We start from the raw sequence: 26,078 nt of genomic DNA, 5'->3' as shown, positions 1-26,078 counted from the left end.
TTGAAACATAATCAAATAAAAACAATCAACTACCAACTGTGGCTAGTGCTGATTCTGACAAGCTTAATACCATTAATCTACTCAACTACACGAATCCATTTCTTGGGCAGCATCCCTAGCCCATGGACTTTTAGTATTGCAGCACAAGTTGCATGGCTAAATGTAGGATATGAAGTCCTCAGCGAAGCATTACTTATCCCTCTAGCATTTATTCTAGGCAGAGTTATTCATAGTAATGAAGCTTTTCGCGAACGAGCCAGTCTATCTCTTTTGGTTACCTTAATTTGCTACTTTGTGGTGACCTTAATGGTATTGTGGCTAGCCCCGAACTTTGTAGATGCTATGCAGCAACAGGCTGAATTATTGGCCCAAACGATCCAATACATTCGATTGGAATCTGCCGCTATTTTGCTCTCTAGCTTCTATGCTTTTTTGTCTTTGGTTCTAGTCCTAAGAAATGAACGAAAGGCGCTGTATGGTCTCCTAATAGTACAAATGCTCATGACTGTCCTTTGTGACAGCGTCTTCGTCAGTCAACTACCTTACTCCCTTCAGTTAGGAGTGAATGGTATTGCTCTGAGTAATATCGTAGTCAATAGTCTTCTCGCACTATTTGCCCTGATTTATTTATCGAAATCAGGGATCACTCTGAGCTTAAAGTTTTCTAAAGGAGATCAATCGCAATGGCTCAAAGAATGGGCAAAGATTGGATGGAAGTCAGGGCTTGAGTCACTCGTGCGAAATACTGCCTTTATTGTCATGATTCTTCAGCTTATTAACCAAGTACAACAAGCGGGAACATTCTGGATTGCTAATCAATTTATTTGGGGCTGGCTACTACTTCCCGTTTTGACATTAGGACAACTGGTTAAGCAAGATGCTGCGACAAACAATGGATTAACATCTGAGCGAGTCAATGGCTACCTTTGGATAACGTTAGTAATCATTGCTATTTGGATGCTCACCGCACCGCTTTGGAACAGCTTTATAGCCAATGTCATGGGGATAGAGAACCCAGAATCAATCACCAGTCTAGTTTGGCTAATGGTTGGGTTCTATGTCATTTTCAGTTTAAACAATGTCATAGACAGTTACTTTTATGGTATTGGACGCACGGATTTGATGCTCTATCAATCACTTATCGTAAACACCTTGTTTTACGGTTGTGCTTTTGTGCTTTATCAAATCGGTATCTTTGTACCTACGCTTGAACGAATCGCCATAATGTTCGGCTTGGGCATTACTGCTGATGCGCTCATCACTTGGGTGTTGTACCTTGCCTTACGGAGCAAAGAGAGCATGAATCAACAACCAGTAAGACATTGATTTATATATTTATCATAGATATAAACGCCCACTAACCTCCACCGTTATTGGGCATCACCTCTCCCCTTTTCAGTACTCACATTGACGTAGAAATGCTATAATCTGCCCCAATTTTTCAGTCAGTTAGTAGTAGAACTCCATGTCAATCAGTTCAGTTATCAAGTCTATTCAAGACATCATGCGTAAAGATGCGGGTGTTGATGGTGACGCGCAGCGTCTAGGCCAAATGTCGTGGCTTTTGTTCCTTAAAGTGTTTGATGCTCAAGAGGAAGAGCTAGAGTTCGAGTTAGATGATTACCGTGAACCCATCCCAGCGAAATACTTATGGCGTAACTGGGCGGCAGATAACCAAGGCATTACAGGTGATGAGCTGCTGGAATTCATCAATGATGACCTATTCCCGACGTTAAAAAACCTTACTGCACCGAAAGACACCAACCCGCGTGGTTTTGTGGTGAAAGAAGCCTTTAGTGACGCCTTCAACTACATGAAAAATGGCACACTGCTGCGTCAGGTGATTAACAAGCTCAACGAAATCGACTTTACTGACTCTAAAGAACGTCACTTGTTTGGTGACATCTACGAGCAAATCCTACGCGACCTTCAAAGTGCTGGTAATGCAGGTGAGTTCTATACCCCTCGCGCAGTGACTCGCTTTATCGTCAATCGTCTTGACCCTAAACTAGGTGAGCAGATTATGGATCCCGCCTGCGGTACGGGCGGATTCCTAGCTTGCTCGTTCGATCACGTCAAAGAGAACTACGTGACAAGCGCAGCCGACCACCAAATGCTGCAAAAGCAAATCCATGGTGTAGAGAAGAAACAACTGCCACATTTGCTGTGTATCACCAATATGATGCTCCACGGCATCGAAGTCCCTGTGCAGATTAAGCACGGCAACACGCTTAACAAGCCCCTTTCAAACTGGGATAGCAATATCAATGTGATTGCGACTAACCCTCCGTTTGGCGGCACCGAAGAGGACGGGATTGAAAAGAACTTCCCTGCCGAAATGCAAACTCGTGAAACGGCTGACCTGTTCTTGCAGCTTATTGTCGAGGTCTTGGATAAAGATGGTCGTGCTGGTGTGGTATTACCTGATGGCACCTTGTTTGGTGAAGGCGTAAAAACCAAAATCAAAAAGATGCTGACGGAAGAGTGTAACCTGCACACGATTGTTCGCTTACCTAATGGCGTGTTCAACCCATACACAGGTATTAAGACCAACATTCTGTTCTTTACCAAAGGCCAACCGACCAAAGAAGTGTGGTTCTACGAGCACCCTTACCCAGAAGGCGTGAAGAACTACAGCAAAACCAAACCGATGAAGTTTGAGGAATTCCAGCAAGAGATCGATTGGTGGGGTAACGAGGCAGATGGATTCGCTAGCCGCATCGAGACCAAGCAAGCTTGGAAAGTGTCGATTGAAGATATTATCGAGCGCAACTTTAACCTTGATATTAAAAACCCGTATCAGGACGAAGTAGTCAACCATGACCCTGAAGAATTGCTGGCGAGCTATCAACAACAGCAACAAGACATCAAAGCACTGCGTGACCAACTGAAAGGCATTCTCGGTGATGCACTTAGCTCTACCATTCAAGGTAAAAAGCAAGGTGGAGAGCAATAATGGCAGTCGAAAACCTGATCACTGAGCATATTGATATTTGGACTTCGGCAGTAAAGACCAAATCGACCTCTGGTCGCGGTAGCAGCAAGAAGCTAGAACTGTATGGTGTAAAGAAGCTGCGTGAACTGATTCTGGAGTTAGCGGTGCGAGGAAAACTCGTTCCTCAAGATCCTAGTGACGAGCCTGCTTCAGTGTTGCTTGAACGTATCGCGCAAGAAAAAGCGCAATTAGTTAAAGAAAAGAAGATTAAGAAACCAAGAAAGTATGAACCAATTGATGATAATTCTTTACCCTTTAATATTCCTTCGAGTTGGAAATGGGCAAGAATTGAGGATTTAGGCCATGACCTTGGGCAGAAAAAGCCAGATAAAACGTTCACTTACGTGGATGTTGGCTCAATTAATAAAGAGTTAGGCTATATAGACGAACCAAGCATTTTAGAACATTCTGAGGCGCCATCCCGAGCTAGGAAATTAGTCCAGAAAAATACTGTTATTTACTCAACGGTACGACCATATTTGCTAAATATTGCTGTCATTGACAGAGATTTTAATCCTGAGCCTATAGCTAGTACTGCGTTTGCTATTATCCATCCTTTGAGCGGTATTTCTAGTTCGTACATTTATAGATACCTTAGGTCTCCAAGCTTTATAGAATATGTTGAGAGTGTTCAAACTGGTATTGCTTATCCCGCAATCAATGATAAACAGTTTTTTTTCGGTCTAATTCCTGTACCACCAACCGCTGAACAACACCGTATCGTCGCCAAAGTCGATGAGCTAATGGCGCTCTGCGACCAGCTAGAGCAACAAACCGAAGCCAGTATCGAAGCGCATCAAGTGCTGGTAACAACACTGTTGGACACACTCACCAACTCTGCCGATGCTGACGAGTTAATGCAAAACTGGTCGCGAATCAGTGAGCATTTCGATACCTTATTCACTACTGAAGAAAGCATCGACCAGCTTAAGCAAACCATTCTACAACTGGCGGTGATGGGTAAGTTGGTTCCACAAGATCCAAGTGATGAGCCTGCTGGTGAGTTACTGAAAAGAATAACGGACGAAAAGGCGCAGTTAGTCAAAGATAAGGTTTATCAAAAAACGTCAAAGTTAAAGCCAAGAAATGAATTGATTTCTTACCCTAAAGGCTGGGTCGGTGTACAGACAGGGCAAGTATGTCCGTCTATAGTACCTAATCGAGATAGGCCGAAGTCATTTACTGGTAATATTCCTTGGGTAACATTACCAGCTTTTCCTCAGCAAAGCTTATATCTGGATAGTACTAAAGTAGAATTAGCTCTGACGGAAACGGAAGTTCAAAAGTATTCGGCTCGATTGATACCTGAAGGAAGCGTATTAATGAGTTGCGTAGGTCGATTTGGGCTGACTGCAATTAATACTATTCCCGTAACTTCAAACCAACAGGTACATGCCTTTATTACTTTAAAAGGATTGTTACCAGAATATTTAAGCATGGTCATCAGAGTTGAAGGTAAAGTTCTGGAAACTATCGCGACTTCAACGACAATAGCATATTTAAATAAGACTAATTGTGAAAGTATTCAGTTTGGTTTACCTCCTGAGAATGAGCAGCGACTAATTGTTGAAAAAGCAAAGGAACTCATAGATCTTTGCGAACAACTTAAAGTTCGCGTAAAAGAGTTCCAAGCAACCCAACATAACCTAACTGACGCTATCGTTGAACAGGCAGTGTAAACATGAGCCTATACAATATCGCCAATAAAAACCTCACCGCACTCACACCGACCACTTTTGCAGCTGAAGGGCTGCAAGAGCGCCACGATTTACAAGAAGCGCTGAAAGGCTGTATTAATGCCATCGCACCAGACTGCTTGGTAATATCAGAAGAGTTTTCTGACTGGGAAGACAGCCGTCGCCGTATTGACCTGTTAGCCATCGACAAAAATGCCAACTTAGTGGTTATTGAGCTTAAGCGTGATGAAATCGGTGCGCATATGGAGCTGCAAGCGCTACGCTATGCCGCAATGATCTCTACCATGACGTTCGACAAAGCGTGTGACTACTATGCCCAATACTTGGAGAAAGAAGGTCAAGAAATTGATGCCCGCGAAGCCATTCTGGAGTTTGTCGATCTTGATGAAAACAGCTTGGATGACTTTGGTAACGATGTTCGAATTGTTCTAGCCTCAGCAGACTTCGGTAAGGAACTCACCACTTCTGTCTTGTGGCTGCGTGATAAAGGCATCGATATCAGTTGTGTACGCCTCACGCCCTATCGCTACAAAGAAGATGTACTGATCAATGCCGAACAGATCATCCCTGTACCCGAGGTAGAAGAGTACCAGGTGAAGTTCCGCGAGAAGCGTGCCGAGCAGCGCACAAGCGTTCAAAAAGGCGAAAAAGATTACTCGGAGTACCGCTATAACGGTCATACCTATAAAAAGCGTCACCTCGCGCTAGCGTTAGTCACGGACTGGATCGAGAGGCATCAGCCACAAAGTTTAAATGAGGTACTCAACGCATTTAACGACCCCGTAAGACGACGCATCGCCATCTTAGCGGATGATATCCCTCAAGGTAGAATCCGCCGCTTCCACAGCGATGAGGACGCGTTGATTACGCTGCCTAACGACGAGGTGATAGCCATCACCAACCAGTGGAGCCTAAACAATATCACTCGATTGATTCACTTTGCAGAGCAAAGTGGTATGGTTGTAGAAAAAGCAGACTGATTCAGCTACCCAAAGTCGCAAGTAACAAGCTTTGAGTAGAACATCGTTCTCCTCGAAGCATTTTTTATTTGTTAATCAAATACGCAATCTTTAGGTTTTGATAATTTAAGCGAGAACACTGTTCTCGCAGTATCAATAGCCAGCTCACCAATCCCCCTGTTACGCAACTCGTTACTCAGAGAACATTGTTCTCTGTGATGAGAACCAGCTTAACTTTAAGTTAGCGTTGTCACTGACTATTACTCGCTTACATTCATCTACTTTTATTTTGGATACTGTTTGCTCGCTAATTGATACACGACCATAAGCAAATGTCCGTCCCTCACTCCCAACTGACCACACCTTTTGGTGTCACAATTGATATCATTAACCAATTTGGTGTCAGAAAATGGATGTTTTTTGATACTACCAATATGTTTACATCTCGCTAAATTTGACTACTTAAGTCAAGAATTTAGGCAAACCACCTTTGCCTAAAGAAAATCTAGAAAATAAACTTAACCCCATAGATAATAATCATGACTCTAAAGTTATTTCCATATAATTAAAAACAAATTAATTATAAAAACACTTTACTATTAAAATCCAACATGAAAAATAAACTTTATTTGTTTAATTTCTCATGTTATAACTATTATAACCGTTATAACTATTATAAAGTTATAATTCTAATATAAGGTTAGCTTTTACAAAAATGAAAGTTAAACCCAAATAAGTCTAAATTATTGCAGAAATTCTTCTGCCACGAATGGCACTTTCAACGCCAGCATTGGCACATTGCTTGCCAGTCTTGGCAAATTCTCTTGCCACGAGCTTTGATGACGGAATTTTTAAGGCTTTCATCATTTGTCTGATAAAAGTCCACTGGCTTTAGAGTTGTGCAAAAAAAGAACAGCATTAGAATACGTTGAATGTCTCATTTTTTCTTGACTTATAGCGGTTACAGCCATACAAGCCTGGCACTCGGCATTCTTTCTTTTCTTTAATATCTTTTCTTTTCAAACGAACTTTTGGAACATTGTTCTTTTCATCTAAATTAATAGAATTTGCTCTGCGTAATGCTTCTTCATCTGAAATTTCATTGTAGATCACTTTAAAATTATTGAGCTTAGTTTCACGTTCTTCTCTTACGGATAGATAACTCATTTCACGATTACGTTTAGAATAAACCAGAACTTTAGACATATCGACAACCCTCTTGATATATATAGATAAATTCAATGATCATTATATTTATCAAGTAATACCCTCTTTGTAAAGGACCTTTTAATACTATTTACAAATCACTTTAACATTTAATTATTAAATATAACTCGTTTGTTTTTTTAATTATAAAATTAGATAAATAGTAATTAACTTCACTCTTCCCTCAAAATGAAAAAGATCAGATTATGGCTATTATTGTTACCATCCCCCTAACTAAAAATAATCATATTCATCATCATAATTTCTGAGTTAGGATCCTAACCGAGAATGAACATCGGAGTCTGGCTACGATTAGTACAGCTATTTTCCCTAGCCTCATAGCAACCACGTCCATCACTACAAATTCCAAGTTAGGATCCTAACCAAGAATGAATATCGGAATCTGGCTGCGTTTAGTACAGCTATTTCCCCTAGTCTCAAAGTAACCATATTCATCCCAAAAATTCCGAGTTAGGATCCTAACCGAGAATAGGGAACCAGCTTTTGACTGTTGGTGCTGCCATTTCCTTAGCCTCATAGCAACCACATTCATCACTACAAATTCCAAGTTAGGATCCTAACTCGGAAAAACCAATCAGGGATCAGGAAGGGTATTAGCGATCACCAATTGCTATCTTCAATCATAAGTGTACAAAAATATATGTCATACTTACTTTTTATGACTACTTATGAGCATTGAAGTGAAGATTGGGGATGCATTGGATCGCCTGCATAAATTTGACAGGCGAGGTATACACGTTTACCGAAAAAGTGACCTCAGGAGATTATTTTTTGATGACTCACTTACAGCATTCCAGCAAAGTTTACCTCGTTTGGTGAAAGCTGGAGTACTAGAACGGGTGTGCAACGGTGTTTATGTATTCTCATACAGTCGTCATAAGGACGGTTATACCATTGAATACATTGCTAAATGCTTGCGACGAGGAGAGTACAACTATATCTCTCTAGAATCGGCACTCTCAGAATACAGTGTCATTTCACAAGTGATGGTCGATCGAATTACTATCATGACAACAGGGCGTAAAGGGGAGTTTAGAACTCCCTACGGCGTTATCGAGTTCACACATACGAAACGTGATGATATTGACATTATCAACAATACCATAACTTCAGATCGGCCCCTTCGGATTGCGAAGAAAGAGACAGCACTTCGTGATCTAAAAAGAGTTGGAAGAAACACACACTTAATTGTGACGGATCACGATTAGGCAGTTTGCATTTCGTAATCGCCAGCCTCTTAGAAGTTCTCTCAACAAAACACCTTAATCATTAACAATAAAAAACAAATGATTTCAGATATTTAAAGACAACTAAGATTTAGACACTAAAAGTTAGTGTCTAAATCTTAGTGCCGAAAAATCAAACAAAACATCCAGTCATTTCCCTACACAGAAGTTACCCTTCAAGTAACTTGAGTAGAAATACGTAGCGTGTGTGCTCACTTCTCTAATCCAAATAACCGATGTACCATCGGATGGTCAATCAATCTTAAGGTTATAATAGTTTGAAGTTTTACGTTGTATCTGACCTGCATCTCGACATTCATGGAATACGCCGTGATTTCTGGCATAGCTTTGATAAAGAAGCCACTTTAGTCGTTGCAGGTGACACTGCGAACGGCCTCTCATGCATGACGTATGTGAAGAATGTACTTTGCCGCCACTTTAAGGCTGTAATAATCATCGCAGGAAACCATGAATGGTATAGCAATAAGAGTAAATCCTACCGCCATAACAGTACGTCCGTTGAGTGCAAATCTATTGCTAACTCTGGCGTTCTCCAAGATTCTAGGAGTTCCGTACTAGCCAAGTTTAAGTCTCATAGTGATACAACTGCGAACTTGTTTTTTCTGGATAATGAGTCAATAGATTTAGATGGATGTCGCATTTATGGAGGGACTCTTTGGTTTCCTATCCACACATACTCGTCTGCACTGATTGATGCCTACTCAGAACTGATGAATGATACAAAGTACATCAGCCATCAAATGATTGAAGAGCAGTACAAAGCGTTCGTTAATAACCTCCCAGAAAAAGTTGATCTTGTTGTTTCGCATCATCTTCCTTCCAAAGAAGCTTTCGCCGTAGAAGCAAATGCCAACAGTGTTTATGCTCCTTACTACCATGCAGGGTTGAGTAAGGAGTTGATCTCTAGAGCTAGGTATTGGGTGGCAGGGCATCAACATGATGCAGTAGAGAAAGTCATTGCGGACGGTAGAACCACATTTATTTGTAACCCCAAGGGTTCAGCTCGCTTAGCCAGTGGATTACTTACTAATAAAGCTTATTACCTATGAGAGCTAGCCAGCAATAAACTTCGGCATCTGAAAGTCCGCTAGGGCTTTCTCACTGCGATCATTGACCTTGTGAAGCAACCAATCAGAAATGATGCATAGGCTCATCACCTCCCTTCACGATCCCAACACTATCATTCGCACAAAAAACACCCACAACACTTTTACGCGCATAAAAGTGTTATTTTTTTTCATTTTCTAGCGCATAAAAATGTTTTTACTTGCATTTTATTGCGCATTTTTGTGTAACAAACAATCAACCAGATAAGTACTTTAACTGAGGTGGCTAGATTGAAAACCTACTCACCTGGAAAGACAAGCCTACAAGGAAGCTTTTGCTGATTGACGGTGCTAGACAAACTGGTAAAACATTCCTATTGCAGGAACTATTAGGAAGTACATTCGAAAATGTCATAAGAATCGATTTCCTAGAAAACCCCAACGGGGCTTTCAAAAACAATCTTTATTTAAGATTAGCTCTTAGCGACTGAGTACTTTTAATGTCTGGAAAAGGTAACGTTTCAGCGGAGGGTACAACTGACAACGCTGGTGGAACATACCCAATCAACTCTTTCAATTTACTGCTCCAGGTTTCAAGCCCACCTAATTTATCATCAAAATAGTCATAGCGATCATAGTGACGTGTACTCACATCTTGTAACGCGTGATTTTGAATACGATCTCGAACTTCTTTGCTGATTCGACATGCCCCCATCAAAGTTTTACACGTTCGACGCAAATCTTTAGGCACAAACTTATCGAACCCCACGGCATTGCGATAACGAGTCACTGCACGACAAATTGAGCTAGTCTTCATGGGTTCTTCTGCATCTTTTGGATTTGGAAAAACATATCGTCCACCACCAGAAAGCTCATATTGTTTCTGAAGTATTTCAAAAGCCAATCCGTTCAACGGTACGATATGATCTTTTTTGTTTTTGGAACGTTCTTTGGTAATGCAGACAAACCTTTCTTCCCAATCAACATTCCACCATTCAAGTGTAATCACCTCATACGGTCGTTGCCCCCCTAGATAGATGCACAGTTGAAGTAAGTGCCTCAAATCTTGTCCGATGGGTACAAGATCATAGTTTTCACGAAGATCTTTTAGCAGACGCCGTAACTCTCGCCATTCTAAGAACCTTTCACCAATGCGCTCTCCGTCTTTTTGCTTAGGAATTGGTGCTACTGGATTGTATTTTATACCAAATTTCGACTCTAAAGAGAAATAGCGAGGATCGTTATCAAAGCGCATCCCATGGTTAAACGCCGCCATCACATAGCTACGTACTCGGTTACTTTGGGTGATAGCTCCGCGCTGGATCATCTTACTAATAACGTATTTAATATCATCAGTCGTTACATCACACGCTTTGGTGTTTCTGTCTATATATGGATAGAATTCTCGTACCAGCGCATTTCGCACGTCTTCGTACGTTCTCTTTCCATCTATTTTCATGCGCTCCGTATAGCTATGAAATAGCTCATCAATGGTTCCTAAGCTTTTACTCTCTGCATCAATTTTTTTCTGCTCGCTCTCTTGTTGTTCAAGATGCAATTTAGGATCTTTTCCGCCGAGCAACAGTTGTGAGAAGACCTGGGCTTTCTCGCGAGCTTCTGTAAGAGTCATACTGCCAGCACGTGTACTGAATAAACCGATTGAGATAAATTTTTCTTTCTGTTGCTGGTAGTAGCGAAACACGAACTGCTTTTTCCCACTAGTGAAAATTTTTACACCCAAACGCCCTATACCTCGTTGACCTGACTGATCCCAGAGATAATAGGAATTTTTACGACTGGTCGCGGATTGAATTTTAGTAACAGTTAACATTCTGATTTTCTCTTGTCTTTTTTGGCGAAGTTAACTTTCTAGGTCAACAGGCATAACCTAAAAGCAGCCAAAAATGATATTGACAAACTTCCTACCTAGCAAAGCTAGGTCAGGTAATGGGTCAGACAAGAGAAAAGTGACATGAAAATCAATGCAAACTAACGCAACAAAGACAAACAGATAAACATTTGAATTTAATAGAAATTACCAAGCATTGCATACTCATAAAAATGAACCTGGTAGGACTCATAATCGATTGGTCCGCAGTTCAAGTCTGCGAGGGGCCACCAAATTTCGAAAGGCGTAGCAGGTTAGTACCTACTACGCCTTTTTTGTGTCTGCTGACTTTGGGTATGGGTGTAGTAATTCGTTGCTCATCTCATCAACAACTTCAAACTTATTACCTTCCTCGGTTCTACCCCCTCTTTCTTTTCGCTTATTACCAAGCTTTCTATATAGTCGTAGAAACAAAATGTCTGCTCGCTATTTAAACCATTGACCCTTTTTCGACTTCTGATAGGATGGACATGTAAACGTATGGACGTCTAAAACAAAAATGGAGTTACAATGAAAAGTATTTGTCACCTAAAGAAACTAGCTTTGGTTCTCACGGCAGTAGTTGGCTTAAGTGCTTGTGGAGAAAAAGATGGCTCTATCATAAAAGTGGGAGCAACCGTAGGGCCTCATGCTCAAGTAGTTGAAGCAGTAGCGAAGGAAGCAGCGAAGCAAGGCTTGAATGTAGAAGTCATCGAGTTTTCTGATTACGTAACACCCAATGCCGCGCTTAGTGATGGTAGCATCGACATTAACAGCTATCAGCACCAACCATTTTTAGACAACTTCAACAATAGTCATGACGCCCAATTAGTGTCGATTGGTCAATCCATTCTGATGCGCATGGGGCTTTATTCTAACAAGTATCGCTCATTACAAGAGCTTCCAAACAATGCACGCATAGCAATTCCAAACGATCCAACTAATGGTGGTCGTGGTCTATTGCTACTCGCCGATGCAGGTTTAATTGAGCTTAAACAAGGTGTTGGCCACAAAGCCGCCCTAACTGATATTACAAAAAATGCAAAGTCGTTTGAATTTGTCGAGGTAGATGCCGCCCAGTTACCACGAACATTGGATGATGTAGACGCGGCTGCGATCACAATGAACTACGTAATGTCTTCTGGTTTAGACCCGAAGAAACAAAGTATCTATCTTGAAGCAAAAGACGCACCACTGGCCGTCATGGTCATCGCTACTCGTGACGCAGACAAAAATAATGAAGCGTATAAAAAATTCGTTTCTATTTACCAATCTCAAGCAATTCGTGATTATCTCGATCGTAGTTTCAAAGGCACAATAGAAGCGGCTTTTTAATCAATAAAGCAACGAATACTTTGCTCACTAATCAGATAGAAAAGAGGCTGATGTTTCTCATAGCCTCTTCTTTTCACTCCTCACTCAATCGGCTTATTGTCGACTTTCAGCCTCTAATCTCATTGCTAAATAAGCTTGGTCCGCAGAAACCAATTCAGGGCGGTTAATCAACTTCCAAAGGAAGTATGGTGGGATTAAAAATACGACAAAGTAGAGAGATTCATGGAAGAATACATCGGCTATCGCTTGCTGATGCTCCCAGAGTGCCGTCAGTGCAAAGAGCTCTAACATCACACCTAAAACGCCAAAGACGACAGAGACAACAATCGTTAAACCCAGTAGTTCTCTAATAAAGTGCTTGTATGCCATGATACTAATTCCTTCTAGCAGTAAGTCATACTAACTTACGCTCATAAGAAACAAGCCAGCTTGACTATTATCAAACTCCCCTCATCACAGTTAAGAACTTAGTTTTCTAAAAAAGGACTTGTATATAGCGCCATTGAAGATTGACCTCTCTATCACAATACAATGACACCATTTCTCGACTTTGAGACTAGCCTTTTACATTTATCAGCAGTGTAAACAAGAGGTCATAATGAAAAAATATACCTACCCTTTACTTGCCATCTCAGGCGGTCTTTTATTGACGGGCTGTGGTAGCGACGACTCTTCATCCGATACAGAAGCAGCCACTTTTTCTCTCAGCGTTTCCGATGCGCCTGTCGACGATGCCAACAAAGTTGTCTTAGCGTTTAAAGATGTTGTCCTTGTACCATTTGACCCAGAAACTGGCGAACAAACTGGAGAACATATTCTGTTAGATGTTAGTGACAATGGAGCACTACACCAAGTTGATCTAATGGAATATCAGGGAAGTAACGCTAAAACGATCATTCACGAACAGGACATCGCTCCTGGTGATTATGCTATGTGTGTGTACGCTAAAGACGGCAAACAATTAAACGATACAACGCTGTCATACGTAGAGAAGACAGACGGCAACATCAAAGGCTTAGTTGTGCCTAGCCGAGGCAGCTGTTTTGGTTTTAAACCAGATACGAGCGATCAAGGTCGCTTGAAGTTTTCGCAAAAAGGTCAGTATGTAAAAGTTCATACTGGTCATAATAGCTATGTTGTCGAGTTTGATTTGCGTAAAGGCCTGGCAGATCCAACGGGCAAAGATTACATGAACATGAACTCTAATGCGGTAAGCTTAGTAAACGCATCAGAATCAGGTCATATTGGTGGTGAAGTCAGTGAAATTCAGTACCAAGCGTGTGAAGCAGACAGTGCAGCATCAAATGCTATAAATAACGTTCCTGCCGTTCACTCAGTCTATCTTTACGCAGGTTCGATGGATCGCTCAACCATGGGCGATATGGGCGCGATGGAACCACTCCAAGCGCCAGTTGCAGTAGCTAACGTGAATGAATCGCAAGACGAAGAAGGTAATATAACCTACAGCTACGAGTTTGGTTACATTGGTCCAGGCACCTACAGTATTGGGTACACCTGTACCGCGTATGTTGATACACCAGATAACCATGAAACATCAGAAGATGGCTTCCTGATTTATCAACATTACACACCTGTTGATGTGGTCGAAGGTGAGCATACAGAGCAAGATATTAATCCTATCCTATAGCTCTCGTCTTATCGAAAGCCGCTCACGCGAAGAGCGGCTTTTTGACTATTATTTTAATCCGATAAGTAATACTGAACGGTTGAGACCACTCGTACTTTCTTAATGTAAGGCGTGTTGCTATCTCGGTCATAAATCGAGAACTGCCCTTGCGTGGCACGTTTGATCTTACCCAATGAACTCTGTGAGTCTTTCGCAAACTTTTGCGCCACTTCGCGGGCGTTTTTGGTCGCCTCTTCAATCATGTCTGGCTTTACATCATTCAGCTTAGTAAAGCTGTACTCAATGCGGTTCGCGTACGGGTCCTGATTCAGCAGTACGCCTTGTTTTCCTAGCTCACCAATCTCGTTAATTGCCGCTCGAACCACATCGACACTTTGACTATAAACCGTAACGGTCCGCGAGGCTAAATAACGAAACTCGATATCTTGCTCACTCCCGTATTGCTGTGCTTTTCTGTCAATGACAGCAGGAGAAGAAAGGGAAACGCTCGTTTCAGGGAGCCCTTTGGCACTTAAGAAATCCAGAATCAAACGCGTTTGCTGATCGATGTCATCAAACATAGCCCCCATATCATTACTCGCTAAGGTGAACTGAATTGGCCAGATCACTGTATCGGCAGAGTACTCTCGTTCAGACAATCCCTTCACCGTTACCACTCGCTCATAGGCTTTGTATTTGACTGCCGTTTGCTGAATAAAAAAGCCCAATACTCCTAAACCAATTATCAGACACAGCCCGAGCCATATTGACGCTCTATTGGAAATCTTCTCCATTCATCCTCCTAATTTCGCCAAAAGTAACAATTCGTCGTATCGATAACATAGCTCAACTATGGCCAGAAAATGGCGACCTAAAGCCAAGTTTTTGTCATATCGTTCGAAATGGTAAATAGAATAAATTACAATTGAACGGTGTTTTATTGTGAGTTTTAAGATTATGTTGAAAATAAAATGGCTGGTAGTTCTGAGCGGATTATTTGTCTCAACGGCTTGTTTGAGTACTGACGACTTAGTAATGGATGACAACTCAACACAAGAACCCCAAGCGGGTATGTGCGATGAAGATCAATGCGAAGGGAAACGCTTTGATGGTCGCATTCTGCTAGACAATGAGCCGACCAAACAGGTCTTGAGCTCACTAGAAAGTCTCGGTGAAACGCTCAACTCTCTGAGTATCCTGATGTTTGCTGGCGACAAAACGTAACGCTAATACGTCCCTATCCCCTCGCCTTTGGTCAACAAAGCTTCACCAGTTTGTCACCAAAGGCTCATGGATTTGCCTCTGAACTGTCATCTGTAATTTCTACTATCCGATCAGCCACTTGTACGCTGAGGTAAATATGGATAGTTCGACCCCTTTTCGTCTCCCTCGTAAAACGCCGTTTGGCATTGGTGAAAACGTTGCAGAATGGGCAACAGGTTTAAGTCAGCTCGATAAATTCTACGCCCAACGCCCCGTGAATGCGGATACTAAAACTTTCTTGCGATTTACGCTGGATATTTTGGGGATCGACTATCGCATTGCCCATGGTTCGCTCGACGCAGTGCCAAAGCAAGGCGCAACCGTCATTGTGGCGAATCACCCTCTCGGTTGTGTTGAAGGCGTGATTCTCGCCGAGCTACTATTGATGATACGAGACGATATCCAAATTTTAGCGAATCAGTACCTAAAAACCGTACCAGAGCTCGACCAACTTTTTATTGGTGTCGACGTATTCGAAGGCAAAGACGCCGTCAAATCGAATATGAAGGCCCTCAGAGCAGCCAACAAACACCTTGCGAATGGCGGCTTGTTATTGGTTTTCCCTGCGGGTGAAGTGTCGCAGTTAGTGGATGCCAAACAACAGCGTTTAGAAGACAAAGAATGGAGCCGCAGTGTCAGTGCGTTAATTCGTAAGAACAAAGCCGCCACTGTTCCCATCTTCATTCGTGGGCAGAACTCAAAACGCTTCTACATGGCAGGTAAAATCCACCCTCTTTTACGCACCTTGATGTTGGGAAGAGAGCTGCTCAACAAGAGCGCAAAAACCATTGAATTGTCCTTTGGGCAAGCAATCAAGTTTAAAGAACTCAATAACCTCAACGATGATCAGATCGTCAATTATCTGAGGCTTAACACCTACCTGCTTAACCGCGATGTAAGTGCCACTCAGCAAACGGTCTCAGACAATGATCTCTTACCTATTGCAGCAGGGTTACCCATAAGCCAATTGCTTGAAGAGCTGCACAGCTTACCGACAGAAACCCAATTGCTTCAAAGTGGCGAGTTCGACGTATATTGCGCCAGCGCGCAGCAGATCCCATCTCTCCTGCATGAAATTGGCCGCTTGCGAGAACATAATTTCCGTCAAGTTGGCGAAGGGACTGGACAAGCGATAGACATCGATCATTTCGATCATGATTACCTGCACCTATTTGTGTGGGATCGTGAGAACCAATGCATGGTAGGTGCTTACCGTCTTGGATTAGTTGATCAATTATTGGCGAAATATGGCGTAGAAGGATTGTATTCGCGCACCTTATTCAACTATGACCAAGGCTTTCTCGATCAAATGGGCAAGTCGATTGAAATGGGTCGCTCTGTGATTGCCGAGCAATATCAAAAAAGCATGAGTGCCCTACTCTTACTCTGGAAAGGCATAGCGACTTTTGTCCATCAACATCCCGAATACACGCACTTGTTTGGCCCAGTGAGCATCAGCAACGATTACAGCCATACCGCGCGTCAGTTGCTGGCACAATCGATGACCCTACACCACTACGACAACGACTGCGCCGAATACGTCACTCCGTCAAATCCACTGCCAGAAACCAACTTAAACTGGAATACCAGCATGCTAACCGCATTGGGAGATTTACAGTTGCTATCTCGCGTGATCGCTCGAATTGACGAAGGCAAAGGCGTTCCGGTATTACTGCGCCAATATTTGAGTTTGAATGGTAAGTTGGTGTGTTTTAACGTCGATCCGGCGTTTAACAACGCACTGGATGGATTGATTATGGTGGATTTACGCGATGTGCCTGAGAAAACGCTGGCACGTTACATGGGCAGTGAAAACGCGCGCGAGTATTTAGCTATGAACAATTAAGCGTCGTCTAAAAACGTAGGAGGTATCGCGCTGCTCAAAATCGCTCTAAACAACACAACGCGAGCAGCGTGATGCGTTATTTACCCATAAGACATTAAAAACAAATTGTTTAGTTAAACTCATCGCAAAAAGGCCAGTCATCTCAAGCTTTAATCCACAAAACGCCAACATCGCACAAACGTTCACGTTATAAACTTTCACAAAACCTCAAAATGGTCATAGATCACATTTTCAATCAAACCTGACGTCAAACAAAATGTGACATTGATCATCTCGAGTATTTAATTTGAATTGAAAAAGAAATTAAAGGTGATCTTAATCACAATGAATTTTGATTTTATATTTGTCAGAAGATCGAGTTGATCACTAATATTTTTATTGACAGATTTGAAAGTCATTTTTTGTTATTAAGTTACATATCAATTAATTGATCATCATCACTTAAAAAATGCTTTTCATCCGAAGAAATGCGGGGGTTGATCACGAAAAACCCGTCGTCAGTTCCAATTGGAAAATGTGTGGTAAATTGATTGGGTACTAAGCAATCAAACAAGCGGTTTTGGCGAACCGTTTACGACAACATATTCATCAGAACATCGAACGGGGAATTGTTATGATATCACCAGATGCCAAGATCAAGATACAAAATTTTGGTCGTTTTCTGTCAAACATGGTAATGCCTAACATCGGCGCGTTTATCGCGTGGGGCTTTATCACTGCTCTATTTATCCCAACCGGATGGCTACCAAATGAGACGTTAGCTTCCATGGTTGGTCCTATGATCACTTACTTGCTGCCACTACTGATCGGTTACACCGGTGGTAAATTAGTGGGCGGCGATCGCGGCGCGGTCGTTGGTGCAATCACTACCATGGGTGTGATTGTCGGTACCGACATCCCAATGTTTATGGGTGCAATGATGGTCGGCCCAATGGGCGGCTGGGCAATCAAAAAATTCGATAACTACATCGACGGTAAAGTAAAAAGCGGCTTCGAGATGTTGGTGAACAACTTCTCTGCGGGCATCATTGGTATGCTGTGCGCCATTTTGGCTTTCTTCCTTATCGGTCCATTTGTCAAAGTGCTTTCAGGCGCATTGGCAGCCGGCGTAAACTTCCTTGTTTCAGCGCACCTTCTACCACTGACTTCTATTTTTGTTGAGCCAGCGAAGATCCTGTTCCTAAATAACGCGATCAACCACGGCATCTTCTCTCCACTGGGTATTCAGCAAGCGTCAGAGACTGGTCAATCGATCTTCTTCTTGATCGAAGCGAACCCAGGTCCAGGCTTAGGAATCTTGCTGGCTTACATGGTGTTTGGTAAAGGTACGGCTCGTCAAACTGCAGGTGGTGCATCAATCATCCACTTCTTCGGCGGTATCCACGAGATTTACTTCCCATACATCCTAATGAACCCTCGCCTAATCCTTGCGGCTATCGCAGGCGGTATGACTGGCGTATTCGTTCTAACTATGTTTAACGCAGGTATCGTTTCTCCAGCATCACCAGGTTCAATCTTTGCAATCTTGTTGATGACTCAGAAAGGTTCAATCGTTGGTGTTCTAGCGTCTATCGCAGCCGCAACAGGCGTGTCATTCGCCGTAGCAGCACTGCTAATGAAGACACAAACGTCAACAGAAGAAGACGGTGATGAAGCAGCACTAGAGAAAGCAACATCACAAATGAAAGACATGAAATCTGCATCTAAAAACGATGCGGTGGTAAACAGCCAAAGCAAAGGTGACGTAGACCTAGCGACAGTACAAAGCATCATTGTCGCGTGTGATGCGGGCATGGGCTCGAGTGCAATGGGCGCGAGCATGCTACGTAAAAAGGTTAAAGACGCAGCTCTGAACATCCACGTAACCAACCTTGCTATTAACAGCTTACCAGAGAGTGCAGATATCGTGATTACTCATAAAGACTTAACAGATCGTGCACGTAAGCATGCTCCAAATGCACACCACATTTCATTGACTAACTTCCTAGACAGCGAAATGTACAACCAGCTAGTCACCAAGTTACTGGCAGCACAAAACCAATCCGCAGCCAATGACGACCAAATGGTAAAAGTGTCAGTCATGGCGGCGAACGACGACTGCTTTGAGCCACAGCAGCCATCGGTATTCCAAATCCAGCGTGAGAACATTCACCTAGGTTTGAAAGCAGCCAACAAAGAAGAAGCCATTCGCTTTGCAGGCAACAAATTGGTTGAACTTGGCTACGCAGAACCAGAATACGTAGACGCGATGTTTGAGCGTGAAGCGTTGGTTCCAACTTACCTTGGCGAGTCTATCGCGGTTCCTCATGGCACCGTAGAAGCGAAAGACCGCGTGAAGAAAACTGGGATTGTAATCTGCCAATACCCATCGGGTATCCAATTTACTGAAGATGACGACGATGTCGCGAAACTGGTTATCGGCATTGCCGCGAAGAACGATGAGCACATCCAGGTGATCACCACCATTACGAACGCGCTCGATGAGCCGGAAGCAATTGAGAAGCTAACCAGCACCAACGATGTAGAAGAAATTCTGAACATCCTTGGCGGTCAACAAGCGGCTTAATTGCTCCTTTAATTTGCTCCTGAGGCAAACGAGGTCAGCTGTCACCCCCTATGCGGTTGGCCTCACCCTAGTTTCGTAAGTCAACATTTTCAGATATTGGTAGGTAAGAATTATGAAAAACGCAGTTCATTTTGGTGCAGGTAACATCGGTCGTGGTTTCATCGGTAAACTCTTGGCAGACGCAGAAGTCGAGGTCACTTTCGCTGACGTTGATGCGCCGTTGGTAGACCAGCTCAGCCACAAACAAGAATACAAAGTGAAAGTGGTCGGTACTGAGTGCAAAATCGACACCGTTACCCACGTCACAGCCGTAAACTCAGCCAGTGATGACGTGATTGATCGCATCGTCAAAACCGATTTGGTTACCACAGCGGTCGGTCCAAACGTATTAGATATCATCGCGAAAACCATCGCAAAAGGTATCGCCAAACGTTTTGAAGCTGGTAATGACGCGCCACTTAACATCATCGCCTGTGAAAATATGGTGCGTGGCACTACGCACCTAAAAGGTGAAGTGTACAAACACTTAGATAAATCATTGCATGCAAAAGCAGACGAGTTGGTTGGCTTTGTTGATTCCGCTGTCGATCGCATCGTGCCACCAGCAGAAGCCGCCAACGATGACCCATTGGAAGTGACTGTTGAAAGCTTCAGCGAATGGATTGTCGATGAGCAACAGTTCAAGGGCGACATCCCAAACATTGCTGGCATGGAAAAAACCAACAACCTAATGGCATTCGTAGAACGTAAGCTGTTCACCCTAAACACAGGTCACTGCATTACCGCTTATTTAGGTTGTTTGAAAGGGCACCGTACCATTCGTGAAGCAATTGAAGACCCAAGCATTCATGCCGAAGTAAAACAAGCAATGCACGAAAGTGGTGAAGTGCTGATCAAACGTTACGGCTTCGACCGTGAGATGCACAATGCCTACATCGAAAAGATTCTAGGACGCTTCGCCAACCCATATTTAGTGGATGAAGTGGATCGCGTTGGACGCCAGCCAATCCGTAAATTGGGTGCAAATGATAGATTAGTGAAGCCATTACTCGGTACAATCGAGTATGGCACTGAAAATCAAACACTTTTGAAAGGGATCGCGGCGGCCTTGAAGTACACTAACGACACCGACCCACAAGCGGTGGAACTACAAACCTCATTAAAAGCCGTGGGCGTGAAGAAAACGCTAGCAACGTACACTGGCCTGGCTGAAGACAGTGTTGAAGTGGCTCAAATCGAAGTGATTTACCACCAGCTTTAATCGAATCAAGGGGAGCTCTGCTCCCCATAAATATAATTTTAAACAGTTACTCAGTATATGGCAGATAACATCAACGAAACCGAGATCATTGAACGATTAAACAGCGCGCCATCGGTACGAGGCTTTTTTATTGCAGCAGTCGATGTGTTCAACGATTCCATCGACGGGCTAATACAAAGGATCTTTCGTAAAGATAACTTCGCCGTGCAATCGGTTGTTGGTCCCCTACTGCAAGACTCCGGACCGCTGGGCGATCTCTCCGTTCGTTTGAAACTCCTATTTGGCTTAGGCGTACTCCCAGACGATATTTATCATGATATTGAAGACATCATTAAGCTTAAAAACCGACTCAATAGCGATGCATCCGACTACGAGTTCACTGATCCAAATATTCTAGAGCCAATCAAAAAGCTGCATCTGGTAAAGAAAATGGGCATGGTGCAATTAGAAGTCAACGAACCTGATGACGACATCGACCTTGAGTTTTATCAACTCCAACTTCAACGCCAGCAACAAATAATAAAATCAGGTCTCTCGCTCGCCATTGTCGAAATTTGCAATGAACTGGGCAAGGACAGCCCTTTTTAACCCAACCTCCGGCAAGGAACGCCTTCTCTACTAGCCTCTTTTCTTTGCGTATCCTTTCTGTATAACGTGCGTGAAAGCCATCACAGTCCATATTCGTATGTCTCTGTAATATCAGACCAATCTATCGCTGGCATTGAAACGGTATGGCATGCTTTCAATCGAAGACACTAAAACCAAATGGGCGTTTTTCCAGAAACACCATTGGGTATCTCCAGAATTTTCCCGCACTCCCGTACTTGAGTCGTGGGAGCGTTGCATAAAGCAATGCAGCCCTTATACCTGGTCAAAACCACATATTGCCTCTGGCTTTACCTTCTCATCTCTGATGAAACGCAACGAGCACCTCATCGAATGCGCCACTACCGTACTTGAAGACACTTACGACATGCTAGGAGACGAAGACCTGCTATTGATGGTGACTGATGGCAACGGCTGTATTCTCTCCACCGTCGGGCACGACTCTATGCGACAAGAGATGCAAGCACTCGGTATTAAACAAGGCTGCTTTCTGTCTGAAGGGAAAATTGGCACAAATGCAGTCAATCTCTGTATCAACACTCACATCCCATGTGAAGTTTTTGCTGCAGAACATTTCAATCGCCACTTACACTCTTATGCCTCTGTAGCGGCGCCTGTTTTCGACCAATTTGGCAAATTACGCGGTACAACATGCCTTTTCAAAAAAGCGGAAAGCTATAAGAAAGAAGACTTAGTCATCATCGCGTCGAGCGCGAAAGAAGTCAGTTTGCAAATCCATATTCAGTCGGAACAAGAAAATATGAACCGCCTCACTTGTGCGCACAACGCAACGTTAGAGTGCATGGATGACGGCCTTCTGGCCTGGGATGAAGAAAGCCGTATCACCATGGTAAATCATCAATCAGAGCGCTTGTTAAACATTGAAGCCAGTCAGGTCTTGGATAAAGAAGTCTTTTCTGTTTTACGCTTCCCGCCAAATGTCCTCAATAGTATTGAGTCGGGTGCAAGCATCAACCGAAAACTCACAACGGTAGAGGTTCGTGGCGAGTTTGTTGAAGCGATCATTACCTTGCGTCCACTCAACGACGGAACGCACTTATTGTTTTTGCACCCTATCGATAAAATTCGCGAACTTGCTCAACAACAAATAGGTGGCAGTGCGCGCTATACGTTCAGTACTTTGCCTGTTATTTCACGAAAAATGAAGCATGTCATTACCGTGGCAAAACGGGCCATAAAGTCCAAATCACCGATTCTAATTACAGGTGAAGAAGGTGTAGGAAAAGCCACTCTCGCCATGGCGATTCATAACGAAAGCACCTACAAAGAAGGGCCATTCATTACGCTCAACTGTCGCTCTATCAATACAGAGCAACTGGTCAAAGAAACCCTAGGCTACGACGAAGGACAAGGCATGCCTTCTAAGTTTGAACTCGCCCATGGCGGTACGCTCTTTTTAGAGAAGGTGGAATATCTGTCGCCCGATTTACAAGCCGTGTTACTTAAGTTGTTAAAAACTGGGCTCGTCAGCCGCAGCGACAGTTTGCGATTGATCCCCGTAGACTTTCAACTTATTACGAGCACCGCTTCAGAGATCAGCGAGTATGTCACTCAGCGCTCATTTGGTCGGCAACTTTATTATGAAATCTCCTCGAACGAGCTGCATATTCCGCCACTACGAAAGCGTAAAGAAGACATTGAATTTCTCGTCCAGCAGCTTATCAGCCATTATGAACGCCGCCACAATGTGACGATCTCGATAGAGCCAGTCGCACTGGAAGCGTTGATGAATTTTCGTTGGTCAGGCAACAACTCTGAATTAAGAAACCGAACTGAGCGAATTTTGCTGAACCGCAGTTCCAACTTAATCAAGCTGAACGATATTCCTGAAGACATTAAACTGAATTCTCGCCATACCGCAGAAAATACGCCAGTAATCACGTTAGAAGAAGCCGAGAGAAGAGCTATCGTTCAGGCTTGGAATCAGTGTGATGGCAAAATGCATGATATGGCGAAAGCATTGCAAATTGGCCGCACGACCTTATGGAGAAAAATTAATAAGTTTGGGCTGCAGGAGCAAATGAAGCTGTATTAAGCCAAGAAGTGGCGTTCCTATAACAAAAGTAAAACCGGCGTAAGCACGCCGGTACACATGTACTAACGATAAGGTATCGATTAAACATCAACAGACAACTGACGAATCTGCGCTTTTAGTCCCGGTAGTAGACTCGCACTGGCGCTGAATTTTCGTAACCCCACACGAAGCAATGTTTCTGTGGCATTTGGATCACCAGCCATCTCACCGCACATACTGACCGGTATGCCCGCGCGATCGCCTGCTGCACAAGTGAGTTCAATGGCTTTTAGTACCGATGGTTCAAAGTAGTTCACCAATTCGGCAACGGCGGCGTTGCCTCGATCAGCTGCCATAACATATTGAGTCAAATCATTGGTGCCAATAGAGAAAAAGTCGACTTCTTGGGCTAACGCATCTGCATTTAATACCGCGGCGGGTACCTCAATCATAATACCAACAGGCAAATGAGTCGCATCCAAGCCGAGTTGGGTTGCTTGATGTGCCAACAGCGCTTTTACTTTTCTCACTTCTTCAACCTGAGCCACCATCGGTATCATCAATTGAATATTCGGTTGCTCGTGAAAGGCTCTCAGAATGGCTCGAAGTTGGGCGGTAAACAATGACTCATGTTGAAGGCACAACCGCACCCCTCTCAGACCTAAAAATGGATTATCTTCCGCTGGCATAGGGTAAGCGACTAAAGGCTTATCACCGCCAACATCTAGACTACGAATCGTAAGTGGCTTATCGCCAAGTGCGGCGGCAATATCACGATACACTTGGTATTGCGCTTCCTCAGTCGGCAACTCATCACTGTTTTGAAATAGAAACTCAGTCCGGAATAGACCAACGCCCTCTGCTCCTGATGTTAGTGCATCATCAATATCTTTCGGTCCACCAATATTGGCGAATACTGGAATATGGACACCATCACAGGTGACTGCGGCTTGCTGAGCACTCGCTAGTGCACTTTGTCGGGTGCTTTGCCACTCAATTTGTTGCGCTTCTAATTCCTGCTGTACGGAATCCGAAGGAGAGAACCATAAATGCCCTCGGAAGCCATCAATAGTCACCACCTGACCAGCACGCACAGCATCAAGGCAGCCCTGAGCTTTAACGATGGCAGGAATCCCCATCGCACGCGCAAGAATCGCACTGTGAGAGGTTTTCCCTCCTTCACTCAAACAGATACCAAGCACTTTCGATTTATTAAGCCCGGCCACATCAGAAGGCATCAGGTCGCGGGCCAACAAAATACTCGGTTCCTGAATGTCGATGGCATTAGGCGTTACACCTGTCATTTCAACCATAACCTGGCGTGCGATATCATGCACATCAGCTTCGCGTTCCCGCATGTACTGGCTTTCAGCCTGGCGAAACTCGTCGGCTAACGTTTGCAGTGATTCTATCCAAGCTTGCTCGGCTATCATGCCCGTTTGAATTCGCGACTCGACCGATGCCCATAATTCTGGGTCACTGAGCATCATGCTATGAGCAGAAAATATTTCCCCTTTCGGCTGCTTCGCTTGCTCCTGCAAATGTTGAACAACCACGCCTATCGCATGCTTAACCCGTTCAATTTCATCTTGTTCACTTTGGAAATCACGTTCAGGCACAGCTGGCATTTCATGAGTAAAAAGGACAACTGGAGCAGTAGCGATACCGTCATTGACTCGAATACCAACAACAGCACCTTCAATCTGATTTGGGACCATGTCATCGAGCAAAGTATCCGAGCTTTCTTCAGGTTCGACAATGCCTTGCTCAACCGCGTCTTTTTCTCCGAAGTGCTCATGAGCTAAGGCTTCAAATGCCTTAATTGCTTCACTGGATTGAGGTCCGAGCGCGCATAAGGTGATCGTCTCTTGGCTACGAACACCAAGTTTCGCAATGCTGTTTAAGCTTTTCGCGTTCACACGGCGCTCGCCTTTTTTCAACCATAATTGGCAGTCAAAAGGCGCGAGTGCACCAACAATGGCCGCAGCGGGACGAGCATGTAATCCATGCGGATTTTGCACTACCCAATCAAATGTCTGCTCTTGCTCAAAGTTCTCTGATACTGGCGCTATCTCAGCGGATGTTAGTGGCTGATCACCAAGGTGCTCTCGTTTTACGCTTAACGCATTCTGTGCCTCTTCGACTACCGTCGATAAAGATAGTCCGGCGGCAGCAGCCACCGACGCCGCCATGGTTCCTTCAACAATAGGGGCCGAGATAAGAGTGACATTTTCCCTCACATGATCATCAATCAGATCCAGAGCCATTTCCGTGCTAAGCAACGCGCTGCCAAGATCCATCAATACAACAACCCCTTGTTGATTTTGTACCTGCTCAATCGCTTCCATCACGGCTATGGCATCGGTTCCGATCGGGTTCTCTGGATCATCAATCCCCGCGGCAATCGCAAGCTTGGCTTTGCCTTGCGTCATTTGGGTGGCAAGTTCGGCCACCCCTTCAGCAAGGCGACGACTATGAGATACAACTACAATTCCCACCAT

At 43.7% G+C, this 26,078-nt stretch carries 19 protein-coding genes and 1 pseudogene; 15 read left to right on the top strand and 5 right to left on the bottom strand.

Annotation, left to right across the window (positions count from 1 at the left end):
• From MSG33_RS17375 to MSG33_RS17360, 4 genes are all read left to right on the top strand, one after another.
• Positions 1 to 1,326, top strand: coding sequence for an MATE family Na+-driven efflux transporter (locus tag MSG33_RS17375; protein WP_148524031.1), 1,326 nt, complete (start codon positions 1 to 3; stop codon positions 1,324 to 1,326).
• 139 nt (positions 1,327 to 1,465) lie between these two features.
• Complete coding sequence (locus MSG33_RS17370) at positions 1,466 to 2,956, top strand: N-6 DNA methylase (RefSeq protein WP_248381564.1); 1,491 nt, start codon at positions 1,466 to 1,468, stop codon at positions 2,954 to 2,956.
• Positions 2,956 to 4,674, top strand: coding sequence for a restriction endonuclease subunit S (locus tag MSG33_RS17365; protein ID WP_248381562.1), 1,719 nt, complete (start codon positions 2,956 to 2,958; stop codon positions 4,672 to 4,674). The genes MSG33_RS17370 and MSG33_RS17365 overlap by 1 nt, the downstream gene beginning before the upstream one ends.
• A gap of 2 nt (positions 4,675 to 4,676) precedes the next feature.
• Positions 4,677 to 5,672, top strand: a complete 996-nt coding sequence (locus MSG33_RS17360; RefSeq protein ID WP_248381560.1) for a hypothetical protein — start codon at positions 4,677 to 4,679, stop codon at positions 5,670 to 5,672.
• 897 nt (positions 5,673 to 6,569) lie between these two features.
• Here the strand turns inward: MSG33_RS17360 and MSG33_RS17355 are convergent.
• A complete protein-coding gene (locus MSG33_RS17355; RefSeq protein WP_069516197.1) occupies positions 6,570 to 6,857 on the bottom strand; it encodes a hypothetical protein in 288 nt (95 codons plus the stop codon).
• A 689-nt stretch (positions 6,858 to 7,546) separates the two neighbouring features.
• Between MSG33_RS17355 and MSG33_RS17350 the strand changes: the two genes are divergently transcribed.
• From MSG33_RS17350 to MSG33_RS17340, 3 genes and pseudogenes are all read left to right on the top strand, one after another.
• Complete coding sequence (locus MSG33_RS17350) at positions 7,547 to 8,086, top strand: hypothetical protein (protein ID WP_248381559.1); 540 nt, start codon at positions 7,547 to 7,549, stop codon at positions 8,084 to 8,086.
• A 296-nt stretch (positions 8,087 to 8,382) separates the two neighbouring features.
• Positions 8,383 to 9,174 (top strand): metallophosphoesterase, encoded by a 792-nt coding sequence (locus tag MSG33_RS17345; RefSeq protein ID WP_248381557.1) that lies wholly within the window; start codon positions 8,383 to 8,385, stop codon positions 9,172 to 9,174.
• A gap of 287 nt (positions 9,175 to 9,461) precedes the next feature.
• A pseudogene (locus tag MSG33_RS17340) lies at positions 9,462 to 9,626 on the top strand (AAA family ATPase); the annotation flags it as partial.
• 8 nt (positions 9,627 to 9,634) lie between these two features.
• On the opposite strand, the gene MSG33_RS17335 reads toward MSG33_RS17340, so the two are convergent.
• Positions 9,635 to 11,002 carry a site-specific integrase gene (locus tag MSG33_RS17335; protein ID WP_140149148.1) on the bottom strand — a complete coding sequence of 456 codons (1,368 nt, stop codon included), beginning with the start codon at positions 11,000 to 11,002 and terminating at the stop codon, positions 9,635 to 9,637.
• 567 nt (positions 11,003 to 11,569) lie between these two features.
• On the opposite strand from MSG33_RS17335, the gene MSG33_RS17330 reads away from it, so the two are divergent.
• Positions 11,570 to 12,373, top strand: coding sequence for a MetQ/NlpA family ABC transporter substrate-binding protein (locus tag MSG33_RS17330; RefSeq protein WP_248381556.1), 804 nt, complete (start codon positions 11,570 to 11,572; stop codon positions 12,371 to 12,373).
• A gap of 93 nt (positions 12,374 to 12,466) precedes the next feature.
• On the opposite strand, the gene MSG33_RS17325 is transcribed toward MSG33_RS17330, so the two are convergent.
• Positions 12,467 to 12,742, bottom strand: a complete 276-nt coding sequence (locus MSG33_RS17325) for a D-fructose-6-phosphate amidotransferase (protein ID WP_225461768.1) — start codon at positions 12,740 to 12,742, stop codon at positions 12,467 to 12,469.
• A gap of 229 nt (positions 12,743 to 12,971) precedes the next feature.
• Here MSG33_RS17325 and MSG33_RS17320 point away from each other — a divergent pair, with 229 nt between their 5' ends.
• Positions 12,972 to 14,021 (top strand): DUF4382 domain-containing protein, encoded by a 1,050-nt coding sequence (locus tag MSG33_RS17320; RefSeq protein ID WP_248381554.1) that lies wholly within the window; start codon positions 12,972 to 12,974, stop codon positions 14,019 to 14,021.
• A gap of 53 nt (positions 14,022 to 14,074) precedes the next feature.
• Here MSG33_RS17320 and MSG33_RS17315 read toward each other — a convergent pair whose 3' ends face one another.
• A complete protein-coding gene (locus MSG33_RS17315) occupies positions 14,075 to 14,794 on the bottom strand; it encodes an SIMPL domain-containing protein (RefSeq protein WP_006742751.1) in 720 nt (239 codons plus the stop codon).
• 163 nt (positions 14,795 to 14,957) lie between these two features.
• On the opposite strand from MSG33_RS17315, the gene MSG33_RS17310 reads away from it, so the two are divergent.
• The 6 genes from MSG33_RS17310 to dhaR all read left to right on the top strand — a co-directional run bounded on the left by MSG33_RS17310 (position 14,958) and on the right by dhaR (position 23,598).
• On the top strand, positions 14,958 to 15,224 hold the full coding sequence (locus MSG33_RS17310) for a hypothetical protein (RefSeq protein WP_041852999.1): 267 nt from the start codon (positions 14,958 to 14,960) through the stop codon (positions 15,222 to 15,224).
• Between the two features lie 136 nt (positions 15,225 to 15,360).
• Positions 15,361 to 17,109 carry a GNAT family N-acyltransferase gene (locus MSG33_RS17305; RefSeq protein WP_248381552.1) on the top strand — a complete coding sequence of 583 codons (1,749 nt, stop codon included), beginning with the start codon at positions 15,361 to 15,363 and terminating at the stop codon, positions 17,107 to 17,109.
• A gap of 613 nt (positions 17,110 to 17,722) precedes the next feature.
• The gene (locus tag MSG33_RS17300; protein WP_248381550.1) at positions 17,723 to 19,675 is read left to right on the top strand and encodes a PTS mannitol transporter subunit IICBA; all 1,953 of its coding nucleotides are present in this window, start codon (positions 17,723 to 17,725) and stop codon (positions 19,673 to 19,675) included.
• 112 nt (positions 19,676 to 19,787) lie between these two features.
• Complete coding sequence (locus MSG33_RS17295) at positions 19,788 to 20,936, top strand: mannitol-1-phosphate 5-dehydrogenase (protein WP_248381548.1); 1,149 nt, start codon at positions 19,788 to 19,790, stop codon at positions 20,934 to 20,936.
• A gap of 57 nt (positions 20,937 to 20,993) precedes the next feature.
• A complete protein-coding gene (locus tag MSG33_RS17290) occupies positions 20,994 to 21,524 on the top strand; it encodes an MltR family transcriptional regulator (protein WP_012841150.1) in 531 nt (176 codons plus the stop codon).
• A gap of 148 nt (positions 21,525 to 21,672) precedes the next feature.
• The gene (gene dhaR, locus MSG33_RS17285) at positions 21,673 to 23,598 is read left to right on the top strand and encodes a dihydroxyacetone kinase operon transcriptional regulator DhaR (protein WP_237312033.1); all 1,926 of its coding nucleotides are present in this window, start codon (positions 21,673 to 21,675) and stop codon (positions 23,596 to 23,598) included.
• An 80-nt stretch (positions 23,599 to 23,678) separates the two neighbouring features.
• Here dhaR and ptsP read toward each other — a convergent pair whose 3' ends face one another.
• Positions 23,679 to 26,078 carry a phosphoenolpyruvate--protein phosphotransferase gene (gene ptsP, locus MSG33_RS17280; RefSeq protein ID WP_248381546.1) on the bottom strand — a complete coding sequence of 800 codons (2,400 nt, stop codon included), beginning with the start codon at positions 26,076 to 26,078 and terminating at the stop codon, positions 23,679 to 23,681.

Origin of the sequence: Vibrio sp. 1CM7H (genome assembly GCF_023161645.1) — a bacterium.
Taxonomy (GTDB): Bacteria; Pseudomonadota; Gammaproteobacteria; order Enterobacterales; family Vibrionaceae; genus Vibrio; species Vibrio diabolicus.
Note: the sequence above shows the minus strand (reverse complement) of the source record. Positions and strands in the feature narration are given on the sequence as shown.

What these genes read in the sequence shown, in the direction of transcription:
- dhaR (WP_237312033.1), top strand. Translation starts at nt 21,673, where the DNA reads ATGCTTTCAATCGAAGACACTAAAACCAAATGGGCGTTTTTCCAGAAA.
- MSG33_RS17350 (WP_248381559.1), top strand. Translation starts at nt 7,547, where the DNA reads ATGAGCATTGAAGTGAAGATTGGGGATGCATTGGATCGCCTGCATAAA.
- MSG33_RS17320 (WP_248381554.1), top strand. Translation starts at nt 12,972, where the DNA reads ATGAAAAAATATACCTACCCTTTACTTGCCATCTCAGGCGGTCTTTTA.
- ptsP (WP_248381546.1), bottom strand. Translation starts at nt 26,078, where the DNA reads ATGGTGGGAATTGTAGTTGTATCTCATAGTCGTCGCCTTGCTGAAGGG.
- MSG33_RS17365 (WP_248381562.1), top strand. Translation starts at nt 2,956, where the DNA reads ATGGCAGTCGAAAACCTGATCACTGAGCATATTGATATTTGGACTTCG.
- MSG33_RS17335 (WP_140149148.1), bottom strand. Translation starts at nt 11,002, where the DNA reads ATGTTAACTGTTACTAAAATTCAATCCGCGACCAGTCGTAAAAATTCC.
- MSG33_RS17295 (WP_248381548.1), top strand. Translation starts at nt 19,788, where the DNA reads ATGAAAAACGCAGTTCATTTTGGTGCAGGTAACATCGGTCGTGGTTTC.
- MSG33_RS17325 (WP_225461768.1), bottom strand. Translation starts at nt 12,742, where the DNA reads ATGGCATACAAGCACTTTATTAGAGAACTACTGGGTTTAACGATTGTT.
- MSG33_RS17330 (WP_248381556.1), top strand. Translation starts at nt 11,570, where the DNA reads ATGAAAAGTATTTGTCACCTAAAGAAACTAGCTTTGGTTCTCACGGCA.
- MSG33_RS17305 (WP_248381552.1), top strand. Translation starts at nt 15,361, where the DNA reads ATGGATAGTTCGACCCCTTTTCGTCTCCCTCGTAAAACGCCGTTTGGC.
- MSG33_RS17355 (WP_069516197.1), bottom strand. Translation starts at nt 6,857, where the DNA reads ATGTCTAAAGTTCTGGTTTATTCTAAACGTAATCGTGAAATGAGTTAT.
- MSG33_RS17360 (WP_248381560.1), top strand. Translation starts at nt 4,677, where the DNA reads ATGAGCCTATACAATATCGCCAATAAAAACCTCACCGCACTCACACCG.
- MSG33_RS17315 (WP_006742751.1), bottom strand. Translation starts at nt 14,794, where the DNA reads ATGGAGAAGATTTCCAATAGAGCGTCAATATGGCTCGGGCTGTGTCTG.
- MSG33_RS17370 (WP_248381564.1), top strand. Translation starts at nt 1,466, where the DNA reads ATGTCAATCAGTTCAGTTATCAAGTCTATTCAAGACATCATGCGTAAA.
- MSG33_RS17300 (WP_248381550.1), top strand. Translation starts at nt 17,723, where the DNA reads ATGATATCACCAGATGCCAAGATCAAGATACAAAATTTTGGTCGTTTT.
- MSG33_RS17310 (WP_041852999.1), top strand. Translation starts at nt 14,958, where the DNA reads ATGTTGAAAATAAAATGGCTGGTAGTTCTGAGCGGATTATTTGTCTCA.
- MSG33_RS17290 (WP_012841150.1), top strand. Translation starts at nt 20,994, where the DNA reads ATGGCAGATAACATCAACGAAACCGAGATCATTGAACGATTAAACAGC.